Origin of the sequence: Halopenitus sp. POP-27 (genome assembly GCF_029889855.1) — an archaeon.
GTDB lineage: Archaea > Halobacteriota > Halobacteria > Halobacteriales > Haloferacaceae > Halopenitus > Halopenitus malekzadehii.
In genome coordinates, this window is the sequence record NZ_JARANU010000012.1 from 80,275 (window position 1) to 99,054 (window position 18,780).

Genomic DNA, 18,780 nt, shown 5'->3' on the forward strand with positions numbered 1-18,780 from the left:
GGTTCACTATCAAACCGGTAGCGTCTAGAGTGTATACTACTAACCCCCGCTATTCGATCCGATCCCCGTGATTGCGGGACGATCACACCGTTGCCACCTATGACACCCACTACAGCACCCCTCGATTCGGCTCACGTCGTGGTCGCCGGCGACACCGCGGCGATCGATGACTACGCCGACGCGCTGGCCGCCGCGGGCGCCGACGTGCGGCGTCCCGACACTGTGGCCGCGGCCCTTGAGACCGTTCGATCGGAACCGATCGACTGCCTCGTGACCGAGATCACCCTCACGGACGCGACCGCCGTCGAGATCCTCGAGGGAGTCCGGAACGAGTCGTCGACGCTGCCCGTGATCGCCGCCACCGCCGATGGCGACGAGGCGGTCGCGAGCGAGTTGATCGGCGCCGGCGTCACGGACTATCTGGCGCTTCCCGGACCGGACGCGGGATCGGACGCACGGGACGGTCGACTGAAGGAGTCCATCGAGCGGTCGGTCGAGGAGCTGGTGGACCGCACCGAGCGCGCCATCGAGAGGGTGCAACGGGCCGAGACGCGCCGCGAACGGGCCCGGCGGTTCGACGCCGTTCTCGAGGACACGCGAACCGCGACGTGGGTGCTCGACGCCGACGGCACCCTCGAGCGCGCCAATCGGACGGCGCGGGACCTGATCGACGACGACGTCGACGTGCTCGTCGGCGATCCCTTCTGGACGCTCCCCTGGTGGTCGGCCGCCGAGGGGACGATGGCCGACGTACGCCGACTCGTGGAGATGGCGCAGTCGGGATCGTTCGGCAACGCGGTCGTCTCGCGATCGGCGTCGCTGGCGGATCCCGACGTCATCGACCTGTCGGTCCGGCCCGTCCGGGACGACGGCGGGACGGTCACCTCGATCGTCGTCGAGGGGGTCGACATCACCGACCGCGTCTCACTCGAGCGCGACCTCCGTCGGTCCGAGGAGCTGCATCGGGTCACGCTCAACAACATGACCGATACCGTCCTCATCACGAACGAGGCGGGCGAGTACACCTACGTCTGCCCGAACGTCCACTTCATCTTCGGATACACCGCCGCGGAGATCGAGGACCTGGGGACGATCGACGACCTCCTCGGCGCGGACCTCTTCGACCGCGAGGAGCTGGCCGAGAACGGCGTCCTCAAGAACATCGAGTGCACCGCGACCGACAAGGCGGGACGGGAACACACCCTGCTCGTCAACGTCCGCGAGGTCGCGATCCAGGACGGAACGCTGCTGTACAGCTGCCGGGACGTCACGAAGCGGAAACAGCGCGAAGAGGCGCTGGCGACCCTGCAGGAGACCGCGCGTGATTTCCTCTACGCGGAGACCCACGAGGAGATCGCGAGCCACGTCGTCGACGACACGCCGGGCGTGCTCGATCTGGACGCGAGCGCGGTCTACCTGTTCGACGACGACGCCACCGAGCTGCGCCCGGCTGCGCGTTCACGGCGGATGCGGGATCGACACGGACCGCTGCCGGCCGTCGGCGCCGACGACACGACGCTCGTGGGTCACAGCTTCGTCGCGGACGACGCGCTGTTCCTCGACGACGCCCACGGTGACGACCGGCTCGGAAACCGGGCGAGCGACCTCCGAAGCATGGCGGCCATTCCGCTCGGATCACACGGCGTCTTCCTCATCGGGTCCACGACGGTCGGCGCCTTCGACGCCGTCACCCGGGAGCTTGCGGACCTGCTTGCTGCGACCGCGGAGGCGGCGCTCGACCGCGTCTCCCGTGAATCACGACTCCGGAAACAGGAGCGGACGCTCCAGCGTCGCAACGAGGAGTTGACCGAACTGAACCGGGTCAACGAGACCATTCGGGCGATCGACCGGGCCGTCGTCCGCGCTGAGACGGGCGAGGAGATCGACCACTCCGTCTGTGAGCATCTCACCGACGACGACCGGTTCCGGTTCGCGTGGATCGGAACGATCGACGAGCGATCCGGCACGGTCGAACCGCGGGCGTGGGCGGGTGAGGCACACGGCTACCTGGACGCACGACCGTTCACGATCGACGCCGACGGGGGCGATCCGGCCGGCCGAGCCGCGGCGACCGGGGAGACGACGGTCGTCGAGAACGTCGCCGAGAGGGTGCGTGAGGAGTCCTGGCGCCGGGATGCCCTCTCCCGAGAGTACCGATCCGCGGTGAGCATTCCGCTCGTGTACAACGACCTCTCTCACGGGATCCTCACGGTGTATACGACGACCCGGAACGCCGTCGACGACACGACGCGGGCGGTTCTGGGCGAACTGGGGGAGACGATCGCCGCCGGACTCAGCGCCAACGAGCGCAAGAAGGCGCTGCTCACGACCTCGCTGACCCGCGTCGAGTTCGCGGTCGACGACCCGACGTTCGTCCTGTCGCGGCTCGCCCGCCGGGCGGACTGTACGATCGCCTACCACGGCGGCGTTCGACAGACCGACGAGGGACGATACGTGTTCGTCACCGTCCAGGACGCGCCGCTCGATGCGGTGGCGGACGCGGCCGCCGATCTCGTCGCGATCGACGACGTCCGCCGGATCAACGGGGGACGCTCGAACGGCGCCGGAACTTCCGGTGATGCCGACGGTGCTGCCGGGACGGGCGGCGTGTTGCGGCTCCGTCTCACCAGTCCCTTCCTCGCGTTGGACCTCGCCGACCACGGCGCCGTCGTTCGAGAGGCGACCGCCGATCCCGATTCGGCGACGCTCGTGGTGGCGGTTCCCGACGGGATCGGCCTCCGGCGGGTCACGGAACTCGTGCGGGAGACGTTTTCGGACGTCGAACTTCGGTCCAAGCGAACCCTGGATCGATCGCCCGACCACGACCGGTCCGCGCGCGTGCTTGCGGACGTGACCGACCGCCAGCTGGAGGTCGTGCAGACGGCCTACTACAGCGGCTTCTTCGAGTCACCCCGAGAACACACCGGGGAGGAGGTCGCGGACACGCTTGACATCTCCCCGCCGGCGTTCTACCGACACGTTCGGACGGTTCAACGGAAGGTGTTCACGGCGCTCTTTGAGGAAGGAACCGTCCCGCTCGCTGCTCGCGAGTAGGTTTTCGGGCACGACGACGCCGGGTTGCAGCCGTCCGCTCTCGAAGGTGGTTACATAACGAACACCCTTCCCAGGGCTATGTTCACTACTTAATGATCACTCATACCCTTATACGCCTATTATCCCCTGGTAGAGCGTGCTGCGGACGACGCTCACGAACCCATGAAGGACGCAACCCTATCCACCGAGGACCGAACGCAGTACGAGTGTTTCGAGTGCGGAACGACCGTTGTGGCCGCTGATCCGCCGGGAGAATGTTCCGAGTGTGGCGGCGAGCTCCGGAACCGCGGGACACCGATCGAATAATGGCGGCGGGATCGGACGCAGATCACGTCGTCGACGCCACCGATACCGACGCCGTCGACGACGTCGCTGACGTCGATGCCGACGCGGAACCGGAACCGGAATCCGCCCTGGAGACGGCGCGCCGCCAGCTGCATCACGCCGCCGATCGGCTCGACATCGACCCGAACATCGTCGAGCGACTCGCCCATCCCAAGGCGGTCCACGAGGTGACGGTTCCGGTCGAACGTGACGACGGGAGCGTCGAGGTGTTCACCGGCTATCGCGCCCAGCACGACAGCGTCCGCGGACCGTACAAGGGCGGGCTGCGGTATCACCCCGAGGTCACCCGCGACGAGTGCGTCGGGCTCGGGATGTGGATGACCTGGAAGTGCGCCGTGATGGACCTGCCCTTCGGCGGGGCCAAGGGCGGCGTCGCGGTGAACCCCAAGGACCTGAGCGAGGCCGAGACGGAGCGGCTGACCCGCCGGTTCGCCGGGGAGATCCGCGACGAGATCGGCCCGACGATCGACATTCCGGCCCCCGACATGGGGACCGACCCGCAGACGATGGCGTGGCTGATGGACGCCTACTCGATGCAGGAGGGCGAGACAGTTCCCGGCGTGGTCACCGGCAAGCCGCCCGTGATCGGCGGGAGCAAGGGCCGCGCCGAGGCGCCCGGTCGTAGCGTCGCGATCATCGCCAGAGAGGCGATCGACTACTACGGGAAGCCGATCGACGAGACGTCGGTCGCGATCCAGGGGTACGGCAGCGTCGGCGCGAACGCCGCCCGACTGCTCGACGACTGGGGCGCCAACGTGGTCGCGGTCAGCGACGTCAACGGCGCCGTCTACGACGTGAACGGTCTGGACACGCACGCGATCCCCGCCCACGAGGAGGAGCCCGAGGCCGTGATGGACCACGCCGCCCCCGAGACGCTCACGAACGACGAGCTGCTCGAGCTCGACGTCGACGTCCTGATCCCCGCCGCGCTCGGAAACGTGCTCACCGCCGAGAACGCCGGGCGCGTTTCGGCGGATATGGTCGTCGAGGGCGCGAACGGCCCGACGACGAGTGCCGCCGATCGGATCCTCGCGGACCGGGACGTCCCCGTCATCCCCGACATCCTTGCGAACGCCGGCGGCGTCACCGTCTCCTACTTCGAGTGGCTCCAGGACATCAACCGCCGGTCGTGGTCGCTCGAGCGGGTTCGCGGGGAACTCGAGGACGAGATGCTCGAGGCCTGGAACGCCGTCCGAAGCGAACACGAGTCGCGCGGGGTGACCTGGCGGGATGCCGCCTACGTCGTCGCCCTCTCGCGCGTCGCCGAGGCGCACGACGCCCGCGGACTCTGGCCGTAGTTCGAGAGAGTTCTCCCTCGTCCGAGATATCTGACCCTCGCTCGTGGCTTCCGCCGACGAAACCGATCCTGACGATCGATACCTCCGTATCCCCGCCGCCCGAATACGTCGTCGATGACCGACCGGACCATCCGATCGAAGTGGGAGCGGCGGTTTCGCGAGGGATCGTACCCGACGAATCCCGACCCGTCGCCGGTGCTGCGTCGATATATGTCCGCGGCGCCCGACGGGCGGGCGCTCGACGTCGCAACCGGAACCGGCCGCAACGCGATCGCCCTCGCCGAGGCGGGATACACGGTCGACGCGGTCGATCTGGCGCGGACCGGCCTCGCGATCGCCCGGGGAAACGCGGCCGACGTCGGGGTCGACGACCGGATCAACTGGATACAGGGCGACCTGTCGACCTACGGACTCCCGGCCGAGCGGTACGCACTGGTGACGGTGAGCTTCTTCCGGTGTCTCGACCGCTTTACGGACCTGATCGAGGCGATCACGCCCGGCGGCTACCTCTTCGTCGAACATCACCTGCGGTCGACCGATCCGACGCCGGGCGGGTCGAGCGATCCACGCTATCGACTGGCCGCGAACGAGCTGCTCCGGGCGTCGCTCGGGTTGACCGTCCTCCACTACGACGAGGGAACCGAGCGGCCGCCGGACGGGAAGTCACGCGCGACCGCCCGCGTCGTTGCGCGAAAGTCGACCGGATCGCGGCAGTCATACCCCACCCGAACCGTCGGCGTCGACGCGGACGACGAGGGCACGGGACCGAGTCGACGCGGCGGCGAGCGCTCGTGATCGGGATGGCCGGCGAACACGTTCCCCCGAGACGGTATCCGCGGAGCCCCCGAACCACGGATCGATCCCTCCCGTGACCGGACGCTCGCGCGGTTTGCGTCGGTGGACCCCTGCTCGGCGTTCGGTTCCTGCAGGACTAGTTCTCGTCCGAACCTGTGCCCGGGCCCTCGTCGACGTCCTCCGGTCCGAACTCCCGGGACAGCAGTTCGGGAACGTCCTCGGGCGTCACGTCCGCGTACCATCGTCCGCGCGGATGGATCACGACTGCCGCCCCGTCCGCGCTACAGAGCCCGAGACAGCTCGTCTCGGCGACGGCGACGCCGGACCAGAACAGGTCACGATCGCGGAGCCACGTCCGGACAGCGTCCAGCACCGCCTCGCCGCCCGCACCGGCACAACAGGCGTATTCCGAATCGCGATCGTGTGTACAGACGAGCACGTGGTCCGTGAGGCCGCGATCGCGGACCGCGTCGGTTCGATCGCGCATTAGTCCGCGCTCCGCGGGCGGTTCGATCCCGTCCCCGGATCGTCATCGAGGGTGCGTCCGGCGTCAGCCTCGCTGTTGACCGCGTCGATTGGCCGACCGGTTCCGCGTCGCCGACGCACCAGCCACGCGTGTGCACCGGCCAGGGTCGCCCACAGCAGGAGCTGCCCGAAGACGGTTATTCCGACGACCCCGGTCGAGAGGCTCGCGGGGAGCGTGCTCTCGATCGCGGCGGTCGGGGCGAGGAACGCCGCGACGCCGAGGAGTCCGAACGGCGCCAGCGCACCGGCCGCCGCCAGCGCGAGCGAGCGACCGTGTCCGTCACGTCCGTCGTCGTCGACACGCCCGTCGACATCGGCGCGTGCGGCGACGCCGGCACTCTCGGCGGGACGAAGCCGATCGAACGTCCACAGCGCGAGCAGGCCGCAGATCGCGCCCAGAACCATCATCCCGCCGTACAGCCACAGACGCGTCGGGATGGCCAGCGACGCCTCGACGCCCGGCGGCCGTGGCGGCAGAACGAGCCAGGGCGCACCCGAGACGGTGATGAACCCGATCCCGGCCAGGACCGCCTGTTTGATCCCCGACCCCGGTGCGCCGGGGAGCAGCGGCTCGAGCAGGTAGAACCCGGCCCCGAAGATGACGGCGCCGAGGAGCACCCCCCAGAGCGCGCTCGAGGCGATGCTCACCACGGTCGTGACCGGTCCGGAGACGGCGGCGTCGTGGGTATCGCCGCCGTCCTCAGCGTGGGCCTGGCCGCCATCGTCTCCGTGAGTATGGTCGCCGTCCTCTCCGTGCGTGTGGTCTCCCTCGTCGTCGGCGTGATCGGCCCCCGTCGCGTCCGTGCCACCTGCCTCGATCACGGCGTCGTCGTGGCCGAGTTCGTCGGCGAACGCGACGGTCGGCGCCGCGACGAGCGCGACGAACAGGCCGAACACGAGGCCCGCGACGGCACCGGCCTTCACGCCGCGGGTGAGGTACTCGGCGAGCATCCTCAGTGGCAGGTGACGCCGGCGGCGTGTCGGAAGTGGTGAAGCGAGTCGTGGACCATCGGTTCCTGCACGAACAGCAGCGCGAACCCGAGCGCCGCGACGAGCGCGAACGCGGTCGCGATCTGCGCCGGCGTCGCCTCCCGTCGCGCGATATCGAGCCGCCCCTGTACGGTGTCCCCCGCGTTTCCGGTCGGGATCGTCGGTGCACTATCGGCCGTGACGTCGGTGGTCGGCGCCATTGTAAATACAAATTGTATAAAATCAAGTTAAGTTGTAAAACTTACGGGTGGGGTCGACTCCGTCAGTTCGGTCGAACTGATCACCCCGATCGAACCGATCAAGTCGGATCGGCTACGATATATAAATCCCACCGGACACCGGCCGCTAGAGCTTATAAACTATCGGATGGTGTCGTCGTGATGGCTTATAAACACGACGTGACGTCGGCGACGGCGGTCAGTCCCGATCGACCCGTGCGACCTGCCCGTCGATCCGGTCCGCCGACAGCGCCGACAGCGGGATCCGCTCGCCGCCGGTCGTCCGGAGGAGGGGGCCGATGAGGCTCGACCGGTTTCGGTCCGAACGACGACTCCCGCCGCCACGGTCCGACCCCGACGGCTTCTCTGCACCGTCGTATCCGGGGTCGCCGCGTCCGGGATCGCCGTGTCCGGAGCCGCCGTTTTCGGGCTCGGCCCCGGCGTCGACGACCACCACGTGCGCGCCCGTCTCAGCGAGCTCCCGGCCCGCGGCGCGCGTCTCCGCGCTCGGACTCCCGTCGGCGACGTTCGCGCGCCCGTCGGTGACGACCACGACGACGCCGGCTGCGGGATCGGCCCGCCGAACGACCGTCGCCGCGGTCCGCAGGCCGGCGGGCAGCGGCGTCCGGTCGCCCGTCGGGAGGTCCTTTAAGTGCCGAGCCGCCATCCCGACGCTGTCCGTCGGCGGGAGCAGCACGTCGGCGTCCGTCCCGGCGAAAGCGACGAACGCCACCTCCTCCCGGCCCTCGTAGGCGTCCCGCAGCAGCTCCAGCACGACCCCTTTGGCTGCCCGCATCGCCGGCCGCATCGAGGCGCTGGCGTCGACGACGAAGGTCACGAGCGTGTCGGCGTCCCCGCGCCGCACCGACCGCCTGAGGTCCCGTGATTCGATCGACGATGCCCCCCGACGTGTCGCCGCACGGAGGGACGCGCCGACGTCGACGTCCGCGCTCGCCGCGGTCGTGTCGGCCCGCTCCGACCGGACGCGGGGTCCGGCCACGTCGCCCTCCGCGGACGGCCGCGTCCCGGATCCGGACCGGAGGTCGGCTGCGTCGTGTGCGTCCGGACCGGCGTCCTTGGCGTCCGGGACCGAGATCTCGGGCGCACGGCTCCGGCCGACGGAGGCGCGTGACTGGCCGGGAACGATCGGGGTTCGCTCCTCCCGATCGCTGTTATTTGCGTCTCCGTCGATCGCGTCCCCGTCGGTTGCATCGTCTCCATTCGCATCGTCTCCGTCCGTCTCCCCCTCGTTCGCCCCACCTTCGTTCATCGCTCCCTCGTTCACATCGTCCTCGTCCGTGTCACCCTCGTCGTCCGCATGCTCGCCAGCCGGTTCCGGATCGCTGCCGCGACCGGGTGCATCGCGATCGACCTCGGACCCGGCTTCGGTGTCCGCGTCGCGTTCGACGCCGTCCGCGGGCTCCGCGTCCGCGCCGTCGGCGCCCTCCGGATCGCCGGCCGTGGCGTTCGGCGTCGCGCCCCCGTTGCGCCGACCGTCCTCATCCTCCGATGTTGCACCCTCCGTGTCCTCCGGAACGTCCCCGTCGCCGTCGGACGCGAAGTGCTCGTCGATGCGATCCTCCGGTTCGGGGGCCGAGTCGAACGGGTCCGACCGCAGCCGGTGGGCGAGCGCGAACGACGCGGCCTCGCGGACGTCCGACTCGAGCACGCGCCCGCGGTCCTCCAGGGCGGCGAAGGTACGCGCGGCGCGGGCGGTCGCGATGTCGCCACGGTGGCCCTCCACGCCGGCGTCGCGGCACAGCTCGGCGATCTCCTCGCGGAACGACCGCGGCAGCGTGACGTCCGGGAGGCGCCGACGGGCCCGCCGAAGGCGCTCGCGATACGCGTCCGTGTCGGGGTCGTTCGCGTTCGCTTCCCCCTGTCCGTCCTCCCGTCCCCGCTCCTCCCCGTCATCACCGAGCGCGCGATCGATGATCGCCACTCGGTCGTCGATCGAGTCACAGCCCGTCACGGTCGTTTGGAGGGCGAACCGGTCGCGCAGCTGTGGTCGGAGGTCGCCCTCCTCCGGGTTCATCGTTCCGACGAGGGTGAACGACGCCGGGTGGGTGACGCTCACGCCGTCGCGCTCGACGCGATTGACGCCGCTTGCGGCGGCGTCCAACAGCGTATCGACCAGGTGGTCCCCGAGGAGGTTCACCTCGTCGACGTAGAGGATCCCCCGGTTGGCCCGCGCGAGCACGCCGGGATCGAACTCGTACTCGCCCGCCAGCGCGTCGGCCACCGAGAGCGTTCCGACCACGCGCTCGCGGGTCGCGCTCAGCGGGAGCGTGACCACCGGCACCGGCCGTTCGGTCGTCTCAATCTCCGCCGCCGGACGGGATCGGCAGTCCGCACACTGCCGGCCGGGATCGTCCGGCGGACAGCCGTACGGACACCCCTCGACCACGGTCTGGGTCGGCAGCAGGCCGGCGAGGCCACGCACCGCCGTGGACTTCGCCGTCCCCTTCGCGCCGCGTATCAGGAGCCCGTCGAGATCGTCGTTGGCCGCGACGGCGAGGAGCCCCCGTTTGAGGTCATCCTGGCCGACGATCGCCCCGAACGGGAGCGCTCCCTCCCGCTCGCGTCCACGAGCTACCTCCCGGTCTCGTTCCCGATCGCTCCCCCGGCCGCGTTCCCGAGCGTCCCCCCGGCCGCGTTCCTGCTCCGATCTCCGAGACCGCTCCGCCCCTCGATCGTGCGAAGCCTTTTTGTCCGATCCTAATTCAACCATACTTGTCTTAGACACAAGGAGATTTAACAACCTTATGCCAACCATCGGGATCTACACCGCGACCGAGAACGAACTGGGGGCGATCCAGCGCGCGGCGGCCGACGTCGACGCCGAGCTGGTCGTCCGGTCCGCGAGCGACCTCGACGACGAGGCCGACGCCGCCGCGTTCGTCGACGAGCTGACCGACGTGACCGCCGTGATCTGCTGGCTGCACGGCTCCGAGGCGAGTATGCCGGGCTACGAGCCGGCGGTCGACCGGCTGACCGAGGCGGGCGTCCCGCTGGTGGTGAAATCGACCGGCGACGCCTACGCGCTCGAGGACACGACCGTCGACGCCGCCGTCCGCGATCGCGTGTACGAGTACCTCGATCGGGGCGGCACCGTCAACGTGGCCAACTGCCTCCGCTTCCTCGCGCACGAATACGGCGGCACGAATGGAGGGGAAGAGTCGCCGGACGAGGACGTGTCCCCTGACGACCCAACCTCGGACGACCGTCCGTACGACGACCCCGTCGCCCTGCCAACCGAGGGCGTCTACCACCCGGACCATCCGGGCGCGAGTTACGAGGAGCTGTTGGCGACCCTCGATCCCGACGCGCCGACGGTCGCCGTCTGGTTCTACGAGTCCCACTGGACCCACGAGAACCTCCGGTACGTCGACGCGCAGGTCCGGGCGATCGAGGCCCAGGGGGCGAACGCGCTGCCCGTCTTCTGCAACCCGGCCTCCGAGGAAGACGGCGGCTGGGACGCCGAGCGCGTCACCGACGAGTGGCTCACCGACGCGTCGGGGGAGCCGATCGTCGACGCCGTCTGCTCGTCGTTCATGTTCTCCCTCTCGATGGACGAGCGGGGCCGCGAGGCGAGCGACGAGGGCGAGTCGGCCGAGGACGTCTTCCTCGATCGCCTCGGCGTGCCCGTCATCCAGACCGTCACCACGATGCGCTCGCGGTCGCGGTACGCCGCCAGCGACACGGGCGTGATGGGCTTCGAACTCGCCCTCTCGGTCGCACTCCCGGAGTTCGACGGCAACGTGATCACGCACCCGATAAGCGGGAAGGAGCGGACCGACGACGACGCCGACATCGGCACCGCGCCCAAGCAGCACTTCCCGATCGACGACCGCGTCGACCACGCGGCCCGGCTCGCGGTCAACTGGGCCCGGCTCCGACACATCCCCAATCCCGACACGCGCGTCGCGGTCGTCCTGCACAACTACCCGCCGAGCGACGACGGGATCGGAACCGCCTTCGGACTCGATACGCCCGCGAGCACCGTCAACCTCCTGGAGGAGTTGGCCGACCGCGGCTACGACCTCGGCACCGGCGCGGGAGCCGACGACCCGTCGACTCAGGGCTCCCCGGTCGACGACCCCTCCACCGGGGGCCCACCGGTCGACGGCGCCGACCTGATCGATCAGCTGACGAGCCAGCTGACGCTCGACGACCGGTGGGTCGTGCCCGAGGACGTCCGCGAGGCGAGCGTCGACGTCGTCGAGCCCGACCGGTATCGCGAGTGGTTCGATGCGCTCGACGACGACCTCGTCGAGGCCGTGCGTGAGGAGTGGGGCGATCCGCCGGACCGGCCGTTCGCGATCCCCGGCGTCGAGTTCGGGAACGTCCTCGTCACCGTCCAGCCGCCCCGCGGGTTCGGGATGGATCCCTCGAAGGTGTATCACGACTCCGATCTCCAGCCGCCACACGACTACGTGGCCTTCTACGCCTGGCTGCGAAACACCTTCGCGGCGGATGCGGTCGTTCACCTCGGCACCCACGGGAGCCTCGAGTGGCTCCCCGGGAAGACGGTCGGACTCGACGGGTCGAGCGCGCCGGACGGGTTGGTGGACGATCTCCCGAACGTCTATCCCTACATCATCAACAATCCCGGCGAGGGGACGCAGGCGAAGCGTCGCTCGTACGCGGCGATCGTCGACCATCTCACGCCCGTGATGGGCACCGCCGGCACCTACGACGAGCTCGCCGAGCTGGAGGAGCTCGCCGACCGCTATCGCGAGGCCGGGATGGCGGACGCCCGGACCGACGACGGCGAACGCCTCGAGCGGCAGCTTCGCGAGACGGTCGACGACCTCGATCTGGCGGTCGAACTCGGGATCGAGGGCGCGATCGACGAGCGCGCCGACGTTCGCGGTCCCGACGCGGCGGGGTCCACGCTGGCCGAGGGAGACGTCGAGGGCGACGTCGTCGGCGTCGACGAGCTGGTCGAACGCGTTCACGAGTACCTCACGGACGTGAAGACGACACAGATCCGGTACGGCCTCCACACGATGGGCGAGCCGCCGGCCGACGATCGGCTCGTGCAGTACCTCGTGGCGCTCACGCGCCTCGAGAACCCCGGCGGCCCGAGCCTGCGGGAGAGCGTCGCCGGCGTCCTCGGCGTCGACCACGACCGGATGGTGAACGAGCCCGGCGTCTACGACGAGGACCTCGGGATGACGCTGTCGGCGGCGGCCGACGTCGTCCACGAGACGAGCCTGGAGCTCGTCACCGCCCTCGCCGAGCACGACTTCGACGTGCCGGCGTCCGAACTCGCCGACCCCGACAGCGAGGTGAATATGAACCTCCTCGTGGTCGACCTCGACCCGATCGGCGACGCACGCGCGCAACCGGGCGCCCACGAGGACCTGCGGGAGGCGCTCGCGTTCGTCTGCGAGGAGGCTGCGCCCCGCGTCCGGGGCGCCAGCGAGGAGATCCCCAGAACGGCCGACGCGCTGGCAGGGGAGTACGTCCCGCCGGGCGGTAGCGGCGCGCCCACGCGCGGCGGCGTCGACCTGCTGCCGACCGGGCGCAACTTCTACACGCTCGATCCCCGGAAGGTGCCGGCCAGGAGCGCCTGGGCGGTCGGCCGGGAGGTCGCAGCGGGCGTCGCCGAACGCCACCGTGACGAGCACGGCGAGTATCCCGAGGAGATCGGCGTCGTCGCCTGGGGGACCCCGACCGTCCGCACCCGAGGGGAGACGATCGCGCAGGTTCTCGCGCTGATGGGCGTCGAGCCGGAGTGGACCGACGCCGGTCGGGTGGACGGCGTGGATCCGGTCCCGCTCGAGGAGCTCGGTCGGCCCCGGATCGACGTGACGACGCGCGTCTCGGGGCTCTTCCGCGACGCGTTCCCGCAGGCGGCCGGCGTGATCCACGACGCGGTCGAGGCGGTCGTCGCGCTCGACGAGCCGCACGACCGGAACTACGTGAAGAAACACGTCGAGGCGGAGACCGACCGCCTCCGCGAGGCCGGCCTTGAGGACCCCGAGGCGGCCGCGACCCATCGCGTGTTCACGACGAAACCGGGCGGCTACGGCGCCGGCACGAACAAGGCCGTCGACGAGGGGAACTGGGAGGACCGCTCCGACCTCGCCGACGTCTACACCCAGTGGGGCGGCTACGCGCTGGGGTCGCGGGGCCGGGTGACCGAGGCCCACGAGGCCTTCGAGCGCCGGCTCGGGAGCGTCGAGGCGACCGTGAAGATCGAGGACACCGCCGAGCAGGACGAGTTCGACAGCTCCGACTGGTACGCCTTCCACGGCGGGTTCATCACCGCCGTCACGGAGATCGCGGGCGAGGAGCCGGCGTCCTACGTCGGCGACTCGAGCGACCCGGACGCGGTCTCGGTGTACACGAACGAGCAGAAGGTCCGGAAGGCGATGCGCGCCCGCGTGCTCAACCCCGAATGGATCGACAGCATGACCGAGCACGGCTACAAGGGTGCCGGCGACCTCTCCACCACGGTCGACGTCGTTCTCGGGTGGGACGCGACGACCGGCGTCGTGAGCGACGCCCTCTGGAGCGAGGTCGCCGGGAAGTACGCCCTGGATGCGGACCGCCGCGAGTGGCTCCGCGAGGTGAACCCTTGGGCGCTCGAGAGCATCGCCGACACCCTGCTCGAGGCGATCGACCGCGGTCTGTGGGACGCCGACGCCGCCGTCGAGGACCGGCTTCGCGACGTTCTCCTGCAGGCCGACGGCGACCTGGAGGCCCGGGCCGGCGACTCGGAGACACGTGCCGGCGACCGGCGGGTTTCGGAGGTGTCGAGCGATGACGACTGAGAACGCCGCCGATACTGACGGTCCGGATCAGGAGTACGCCGACCTCGGCGCCACCACCGAGAACGCGATGGCGATCGCCGAGACGAGCATGGACCGGGTCCGCGAGATCGTCCCCCACGAGACGCTCGCCGACCGGATCCGGGGGAAGTCCGTCCACGCGACCGGCGACCCGGAGTTCCAGCACCTGATCCGGTTTACGGGCGCAACTGATGACGACGGACCGACCGCCGACGAGGGGAGTGACGACGGACTGACCCACGAAGACGACGAACCGGTCCGTGCCGGCGCGCGCGCGGTCCTCGACTCGCGGCCGATCGTGACCGACATCACGATGGTGAAGGCCGGGATCACCGGCCGCGGCCACGACTGTCCGGTTCGAAAGGCGATCGGGAACGGATCCGAGCTGGCCGAGCAAACCGGGATGACCCGCACCGCGGCCTCGGTCCTCGAACTCGATCGGGATGGCGTCTACGACGACGCGATCGCGGTGGTCGGAAACGCGCCGACCGCCGCGCTCGCGCTCGCCGACTGCATTGAAGACGGGACTCGCCCTGCGGTCGTCGTCGCCACGCCGGTCGGGTTCGTCAAGGCCGCCGAGAGTCGGGCCCGCCTGCGCGAGGTCGCCGCCGAACACGGTGTTCCGACGATCACGAACGTCGGGCGCCGCGGCGGCAGCGGGCTCGCCGCCGGCCTCACGAACGAGCTGATCCACGTCGCGAGCGACGTCCGCCAGGGGGAGATCGACGCCGAGTGGGTGCCGGAGTCGCCGGGGTCATCGTGAGCGATACGTACGACCTCGAGACCGGTCCGGATCCGGCGGCGCTGGCGGCTGCCGAACCGGAGTCCGACGGGGCCGACGGGGCCGACATCCCCCCGGTCTACGCCGTCGGGATCGGTCCGGGAAATCCGGAGTACCTGACCCCCCGAGCGCGCCGAGCGGTCCGGGAGGCCGACGTCGTCGTCGGCTTCGAAACGGTCTGTTCGTTCCTGACCGACGCGATGTCGGTCGACGCCGAGGTCCTGGCCTGCGGCTACCGCGACGAGGCCGACACGCTGGCAGCGTTCGCCGATCGCGTCGCCGACGGTGCGGCCGGAACGGCCGTCCTGATGGGCGATCCGAACCACTCCGGCTACCAGTTCGTCGGGAAGGTCCAGTCGGCCGTCGATCGACCGGTGCGGGTGATCCCCGGGATCTCCTCGTTGCAGGTCGCGGCGAGTCGGGCACGGACGCCGATGGAGACGACGACGTTCGTGACGCTACACAAGAGCGGCGACGTTGACGATGATCTCGCGCGGTTGCGGGACGACGTCGGCGACCGACATCTGCTGGTGCTTCCCCGCCCGTTCGATCTGATGCCCGAGGACGTTGCGGCGGACCTCCTCGAGACGACCGACGCCGATCCGTCGCTTGAGGCTCTCGTCCTCGAGCGACTCACGCACGAGGACGAGCAGATCACTCGATCGACGCTCGGGGAACTCGCCGCCGCCCGAACTGATGGGAGCGCAGCGAGTGAAACCGGGGAGGAGGGAAGCGCCACCTCCACGTTCTCCGATCTCTCCGTCCTCGCGGTCCGGGCGCCGATCCAGTGATGGCCTCCTTCGAGCGTGGACCGTCGTCCGGTTGATCCGTTCGGTCACCCCGTCCGGCTGACCGGTCCGGCCGATCTGCTCGGCGCGACCACAACCTATTTGGGATCCGTGACCCTCGCCTTTAGCAAGTTAAATTGGTGTAGATAAAGTGAGTTTGTAGAAACCAATGAGATCTGAAACACTCCTGCTCATCGGTCGTGACACACGCGGCGCCCGCGAGACCTTCCACGTGCACGCCGATCGGCTCGCCGATCGCACCGGTATCGACGTCGAGATCGCCCGTTACGCCGAGGAACCCGGGCGGGAACTCCGCGATCGGTTTCGCGACATCGACGCCGACGTCACGTACGCGGTCCCGATGTGTGCCGCTCACGGCTACGACACCGTCGACGCCATCCCGGCGGCGCTGTCCGCGATCCCCGGCGACGTGAGGTACTGTGACCCCGTCGGAACGAGCTCGGCGACGACGGACGTGATCGCGGCGCGCGCCGACGCGGCACGATCGCGGGCGGGGGCATCGACCGCTGCAGGTCGCGGTTCCACGGACGCGGATTCGGACGCGGATGCGGACCCGGACGTCTCGCTGGTGCTCGTGGCGTTCGGCAGCAGCTCGAAGCCGCACGGACGCCGGATGGCGGAGTATCACGCGGACCGACTCCGCTCCCGGTCGGCGTACGCCGAGGTCGTTCCCTGCTACCTCCTGCAGAACCCCGCCGTCGAGTGCGTGCGGTACGCCGTGACCGGCGACCGCATCGTCGCCGTCCCGCTGTTCGTGAGCCGGTCGGCAGCGACCGAGGACCGGATCCCGGCCGAGCTCGAACTCGATCGCGGCGGGATCGACTACGGCGACCCCTTCGGCGACCATTCCCGACTCACCGACGCGATCCACGCCGAGGTCGAGAGACAGCGCGCGCTCACGGCGCAGGACTCGGACGAAGAGTCCACCGACCACCCTACCACCGAGCCCAACGGATCGTCGCTGCCCCGATCCTCGACGCCGAAACGGGCGATCGTCACCGACGGTGAGGGTACACGGGACTCCCGAACGGGCTCCGACTCCGGAGCATCATCGCGTTCCGGACCGGTCGATCGACGGTAACGGTCGTCGCGGGCGTCGCGGTCGTCGCGCTCCGGATCCAGCTGGGGCATTCATAGGGTCGACATCGAGGAGCGGCTAGAGAGCGCCCTCGCCGCCGCCGACGCGGAACGGCCGTACTTCCTGAACCTGACCGCGCGGCTGCTCGACGGCTCCGACGTGACGCGAACCGGCGCCGTGTACTCCTGGATGGCAGCCGACGGACGTCGGTAACCGGCGCCGGCGAGGTGGCGGTCCTGCCGGTGCCGACGTCGTCTCTGGAGGGCACCAACCACCAAGTCGCACGTGGTTGACCCGGAAAGGAACGTCGTATAGTCTCGGATGCTACAGGGAGAGACGGTCACCGAGGCCACGGTAGCGGTCCCCAGCCACCACGGAGGGATATCACGTCGGTGCTGTGGCGTTCCGACGTCACCCTCCTGTGCGCCGGCGTATAAGGAGTCCCGCGATGAGGAGCGACAGCACCCCCACGCCGACACCGAACCCGGGAACGCCGCTGGCGCTGGACGCCTGTCGAAGGACGAGGGTGACCTCCGATCCACTCCGCGAGCGGTTCTCGACGGTGTAGGTGTCACTGATTTCGAACGTGGGACGACCCGCGATCTCGATCCGGGTTGTGTTCCCGACTTCGAGCCGTCCGTTCGCGGTGGTCTCGCCGCGGAGGGTCACCCCGTCGCTCCCGACGTTGACCGCGATATCGCTGACCGGGGCGCCGGTGGTGTTGACTACCGTAACGGTCACGCGATCCGCATTCGGAACGGTAACGCGTCCGATAGAGCGGTTGTCGGGAACGGTGACGTTCTCGAGACCCGCGGCGTCCGGGACGCCGTCGCGCGGACTGCCAGTCTGGACGACGCCAAGCACGTAGGTGTTGCTCGGGAGGTCGGAGTCCCCTTGCCAAGACGTGAACGCGAACCCGCCGGTCGCGTTCAGCGGCTCCCGCGTGTGGTTCCCGTCGGGGCCGACGAGCACCGCCGACGCGTTCGTCACGGGAGTGCCGTCGCCGCGAACGAGCCGGCCAATGACGGCCGGCCGGAGAACAGTCAGATTGAGCCGATACGTCTTCGAAAGATAGGTGCTCCCTTGTCGGTCGTACCTGAAGTCCATCTCGAGGGGGTGAGAAGTCTCCGGGGCGGCCGACGCCGACGCGTTGACGGTGAACGTCAGGTTCCGTGTCTCTCCAGGGGCCAACGAATCGAGACGGGCCGTGTCGTTGCTCGCGTCGAACGGATCATCGATGAACAGTTTGGCAGCCACGTTTCGGACCGGCTCGTTGCCGTGGTTCGTCACGTGAATCGTGACATCTCGCTCGGCTCCTTGGGTGATCGCCCCTCCTTCGACGATCGAGACGGAGAAACGGTCGGGATTCGATTGCTGTGGCGTATCAGACACATTCGTCGGTGCCGGGATCGTTTGGCCCCCCTCAATAGCGATACCGTTCCCGGCGGCTGCTCCAGTCGCTCCAGTACCCGCTCCGATCCCGGTGAGCGAACTCAAGACGACGAGCACAGCAACCCCGAGTACGCGACGCCACGCCGTCACTATCTCCGAACCCTCCCGCCTTTCGCCACGTGATGACAGACAGAGGACAGAAATCATCATTCGGTAGTCAAGAGTAAACCTGTTATTGGTTACGGTAGATTAGCTCTGTTGAAATCCTATCCAACAGACATAATCGGCGCTGGGACGGCGAGTCTCGGATTCACAGACTCAGAATGACATCAGAGCCGTGCTTGCGTCTGTTTTTGACATCGGTTCCGGGTACACAAATGACGGCTCCCTCGACTGTCGCTCCGAACCCGTAGCAGATGGCTGGTGACTACGCGAGTGACAGCAACCAGATGAGACCCACTACGGCTCCGGCAGTGACTGTTGCTGTACCGCTTGTCAATCTCTGTTTGCGCTGGAGTCCGAACCGGTGAACTACCCCACCCTACTCACTCGCCGCTGACGCGGCTCGTTCCTTGAGGGTGGGGCTTCCTGTTTCCACGACGCGCTTTGCAGATACGGGTGTATCCACAGGGAGCGCAGTCTCCACAGGCGTTGCTTCGGAGTGTCCCACTCCTAGTTTGGAGAGTCCGCGA

13 protein-coding genes and 1 pseudogene are annotated in these 18,780 nt (G+C 69.1%); 8 read left to right on the forward strand and 6 right to left on the reverse strand.

Annotated features, from left to right (window positions below):
• The first annotated feature begins 99 nt into the window (after positions 1-99).
• From OQF70_RS09005 to OQF70_RS09020, 4 genes are all read left to right on the forward strand, one after another.
• On the forward strand, positions 100-3,054 hold the full coding sequence (locus OQF70_RS09005; protein ID WP_280537119.1) for a bacterio-opsin activator domain-containing protein: 2,955 nt from the start codon (positions 100-102) through the stop codon (positions 3,052-3,054).
• Between the two features lie 162 nt (positions 3,055-3,216).
• On the forward strand, positions 3,217-3,360 hold the full coding sequence (locus OQF70_RS09010) for a rubrerythrin-like domain-containing protein (protein WP_280537121.1): 144 nt from the start codon (positions 3,217-3,219) through the stop codon (positions 3,358-3,360).
• Entirely contained in the window at positions 3,360-4,697 is a 1,338-nt protein-coding gene (gene gdhB / locus OQF70_RS09015; RefSeq protein ID WP_280537123.1) for a glutamate dehydrogenase GdhB, read from the forward strand. The genes OQF70_RS09010 and gdhB overlap by 1 nt, the downstream gene beginning before the upstream one ends.
• A 114-nt stretch (positions 4,698-4,811) precedes the next feature.
• Positions 4,812-5,492 carry a class I SAM-dependent methyltransferase gene (locus OQF70_RS09020; protein ID WP_280537124.1) on the forward strand — a complete coding sequence of 227 codons (681 nt, stop codon included), beginning with the start codon at positions 4,812-4,814 and terminating at the stop codon, positions 5,490-5,492.
• 136 nt (positions 5,493-5,628) lie between these two features.
• On the opposite strand, the gene OQF70_RS09025 is transcribed toward OQF70_RS09020, so the two are convergent.
• From OQF70_RS09025 to OQF70_RS09040, 4 genes are all read right to left on the reverse strand, one after another.
• Positions 5,629-5,979: a (2Fe-2S) ferredoxin domain-containing protein gene (locus OQF70_RS09025; protein ID WP_280537125.1), complete on the reverse strand. Its 351-nt coding sequence runs from the start codon at positions 5,977-5,979 to the stop codon at positions 5,629-5,631.
• Entirely contained in the window at positions 5,979-6,968 is a 990-nt protein-coding gene (locus OQF70_RS09030; protein ID WP_280537126.1) for a CbtA family protein, read from the reverse strand. The genes OQF70_RS09025 and OQF70_RS09030 overlap by 1 nt, the downstream gene beginning before the upstream one ends.
• A 2-nt stretch (positions 6,969-6,970) precedes the next feature.
• Positions 6,971-7,120: a CbtB domain-containing protein gene (locus OQF70_RS13445; protein ID WP_321169494.1), complete on the reverse strand. Its 150-nt coding sequence runs from the start codon at positions 7,118-7,120 to the stop codon at positions 6,971-6,973.
• A gap of 304 nt (positions 7,121-7,424) precedes the next feature.
• Complete coding sequence (locus OQF70_RS09040; protein WP_280537128.1) at positions 7,425-9,956, reverse strand: VWA domain-containing protein; 2,532 nt, start codon at positions 9,954-9,956, stop codon at positions 7,425-7,427.
• 34 nt (positions 9,957-9,990) lie between these two features.
• Here OQF70_RS09040 and cobN point away from each other — a divergent pair, with 34 nt between their 5' ends.
• From cobN to OQF70_RS09060, 4 genes are all read left to right on the forward strand, one after another.
• Positions 9,991-14,010, forward strand: a complete 4,020-nt coding sequence (cobN, locus tag OQF70_RS09045; RefSeq protein WP_280537129.1) for a cobaltochelatase subunit CobN — start codon at positions 9,991-9,993, stop codon at positions 14,008-14,010.
• Complete coding sequence (locus tag OQF70_RS09050) at positions 14,000-14,791, forward strand: precorrin-8X methylmutase (RefSeq protein WP_280537130.1); 792 nt, start codon at positions 14,000-14,002, stop codon at positions 14,789-14,791. The genes cobN and OQF70_RS09050 overlap by 11 nt, the downstream gene beginning before the upstream one ends.
• The gene (locus OQF70_RS09055; RefSeq protein WP_280537131.1) at positions 14,788-15,600 is read left to right on the forward strand and encodes a cobalt-precorrin-7 (C(5))-methyltransferase; all 813 of its coding nucleotides are present in this window, start codon (positions 14,788-14,790) and stop codon (positions 15,598-15,600) included. The genes OQF70_RS09050 and OQF70_RS09055 overlap by 4 nt, the downstream gene beginning before the upstream one ends.
• 166 nt (positions 15,601-15,766) lie before the next feature.
• Positions 15,767-16,699: a CbiX/SirB N-terminal domain-containing protein gene (locus OQF70_RS09060; RefSeq protein ID WP_280537132.1), complete on the forward strand. Its 933-nt coding sequence runs from the start codon at positions 15,767-15,769 to the stop codon at positions 16,697-16,699.
• A 408-nt stretch (positions 16,700-17,107) separates the two neighbouring features.
• Here the strand turns inward: OQF70_RS09060 and OQF70_RS09065 are convergent, their stop codons facing one another.
• Together OQF70_RS09065 and OQF70_RS09070 are read right to left on the reverse strand one after the other, a co-directional pair.
• Positions 17,108-18,298, reverse strand: coding sequence for a CARDB domain-containing protein (locus OQF70_RS09065; RefSeq protein WP_321169493.1), 1,191 nt, complete (start codon positions 18,296-18,298; stop codon positions 17,108-17,110).
• 331 nt (positions 18,299-18,629) lie between these two features.
• A pseudogene (locus OQF70_RS09070) lies at positions 18,630-18,780 on the reverse strand (RNA-guided endonuclease TnpB family protein); the annotation flags it as partial.

Excerpts from the sequence above, each read along its gene's own strand:
- OQF70_RS09060 (WP_280537132.1), top strand. The coding sequence starts at position 15,767 with ATGAGATCTGAAACACTCCTGCTCATCGGTCGTGACACACGCGGCGCC.
- OQF70_RS09065 (WP_321169493.1), bottom strand. The coding sequence starts at position 18,298 with ATGATGATTTCTGTCCTCTGTCTGTCATCACGTGGCGAAAGGCGGGAG.
- OQF70_RS09005 (WP_280537119.1), top strand. The coding sequence starts at position 100 with ATGACACCCACTACAGCACCCCTCGATTCGGCTCACGTCGTGGTCGCC.
- OQF70_RS09010 (WP_280537121.1), top strand. The coding sequence starts at position 3,217 with ATGAAGGACGCAACCCTATCCACCGAGGACCGAACGCAGTACGAGTGT.
- OQF70_RS09020 (WP_280537124.1), top strand. The coding sequence starts at position 4,812 with ATGACCGACCGGACCATCCGATCGAAGTGGGAGCGGCGGTTTCGCGAG.
- OQF70_RS09040 (WP_280537128.1), bottom strand. The coding sequence starts at position 9,956 with ATGGTTGAATTAGGATCGGACAAAAAGGCTTCGCACGATCGAGGGGCG.
- gdhB (WP_280537123.1), top strand. The coding sequence starts at position 3,360 with ATGGCGGCGGGATCGGACGCAGATCACGTCGTCGACGCCACCGATACC.
- OQF70_RS09050 (WP_280537130.1), top strand. The coding sequence starts at position 14,000 with ATGACGACTGAGAACGCCGCCGATACTGACGGTCCGGATCAGGAGTAC.
- cobN (WP_280537129.1), top strand. The coding sequence starts at position 9,991 with ATGCCAACCATCGGGATCTACACCGCGACCGAGAACGAACTGGGGGCG.
- OQF70_RS09030 (WP_280537126.1), bottom strand. The coding sequence starts at position 6,968 with ATGCTCGCCGAGTACCTCACCCGCGGCGTGAAGGCCGGTGCCGTCGCG.
- OQF70_RS09025 (WP_280537125.1), bottom strand. The coding sequence starts at position 5,979 with ATGCGCGATCGAACCGACGCGGTCCGCGATCGCGGCCTCACGGACCAC.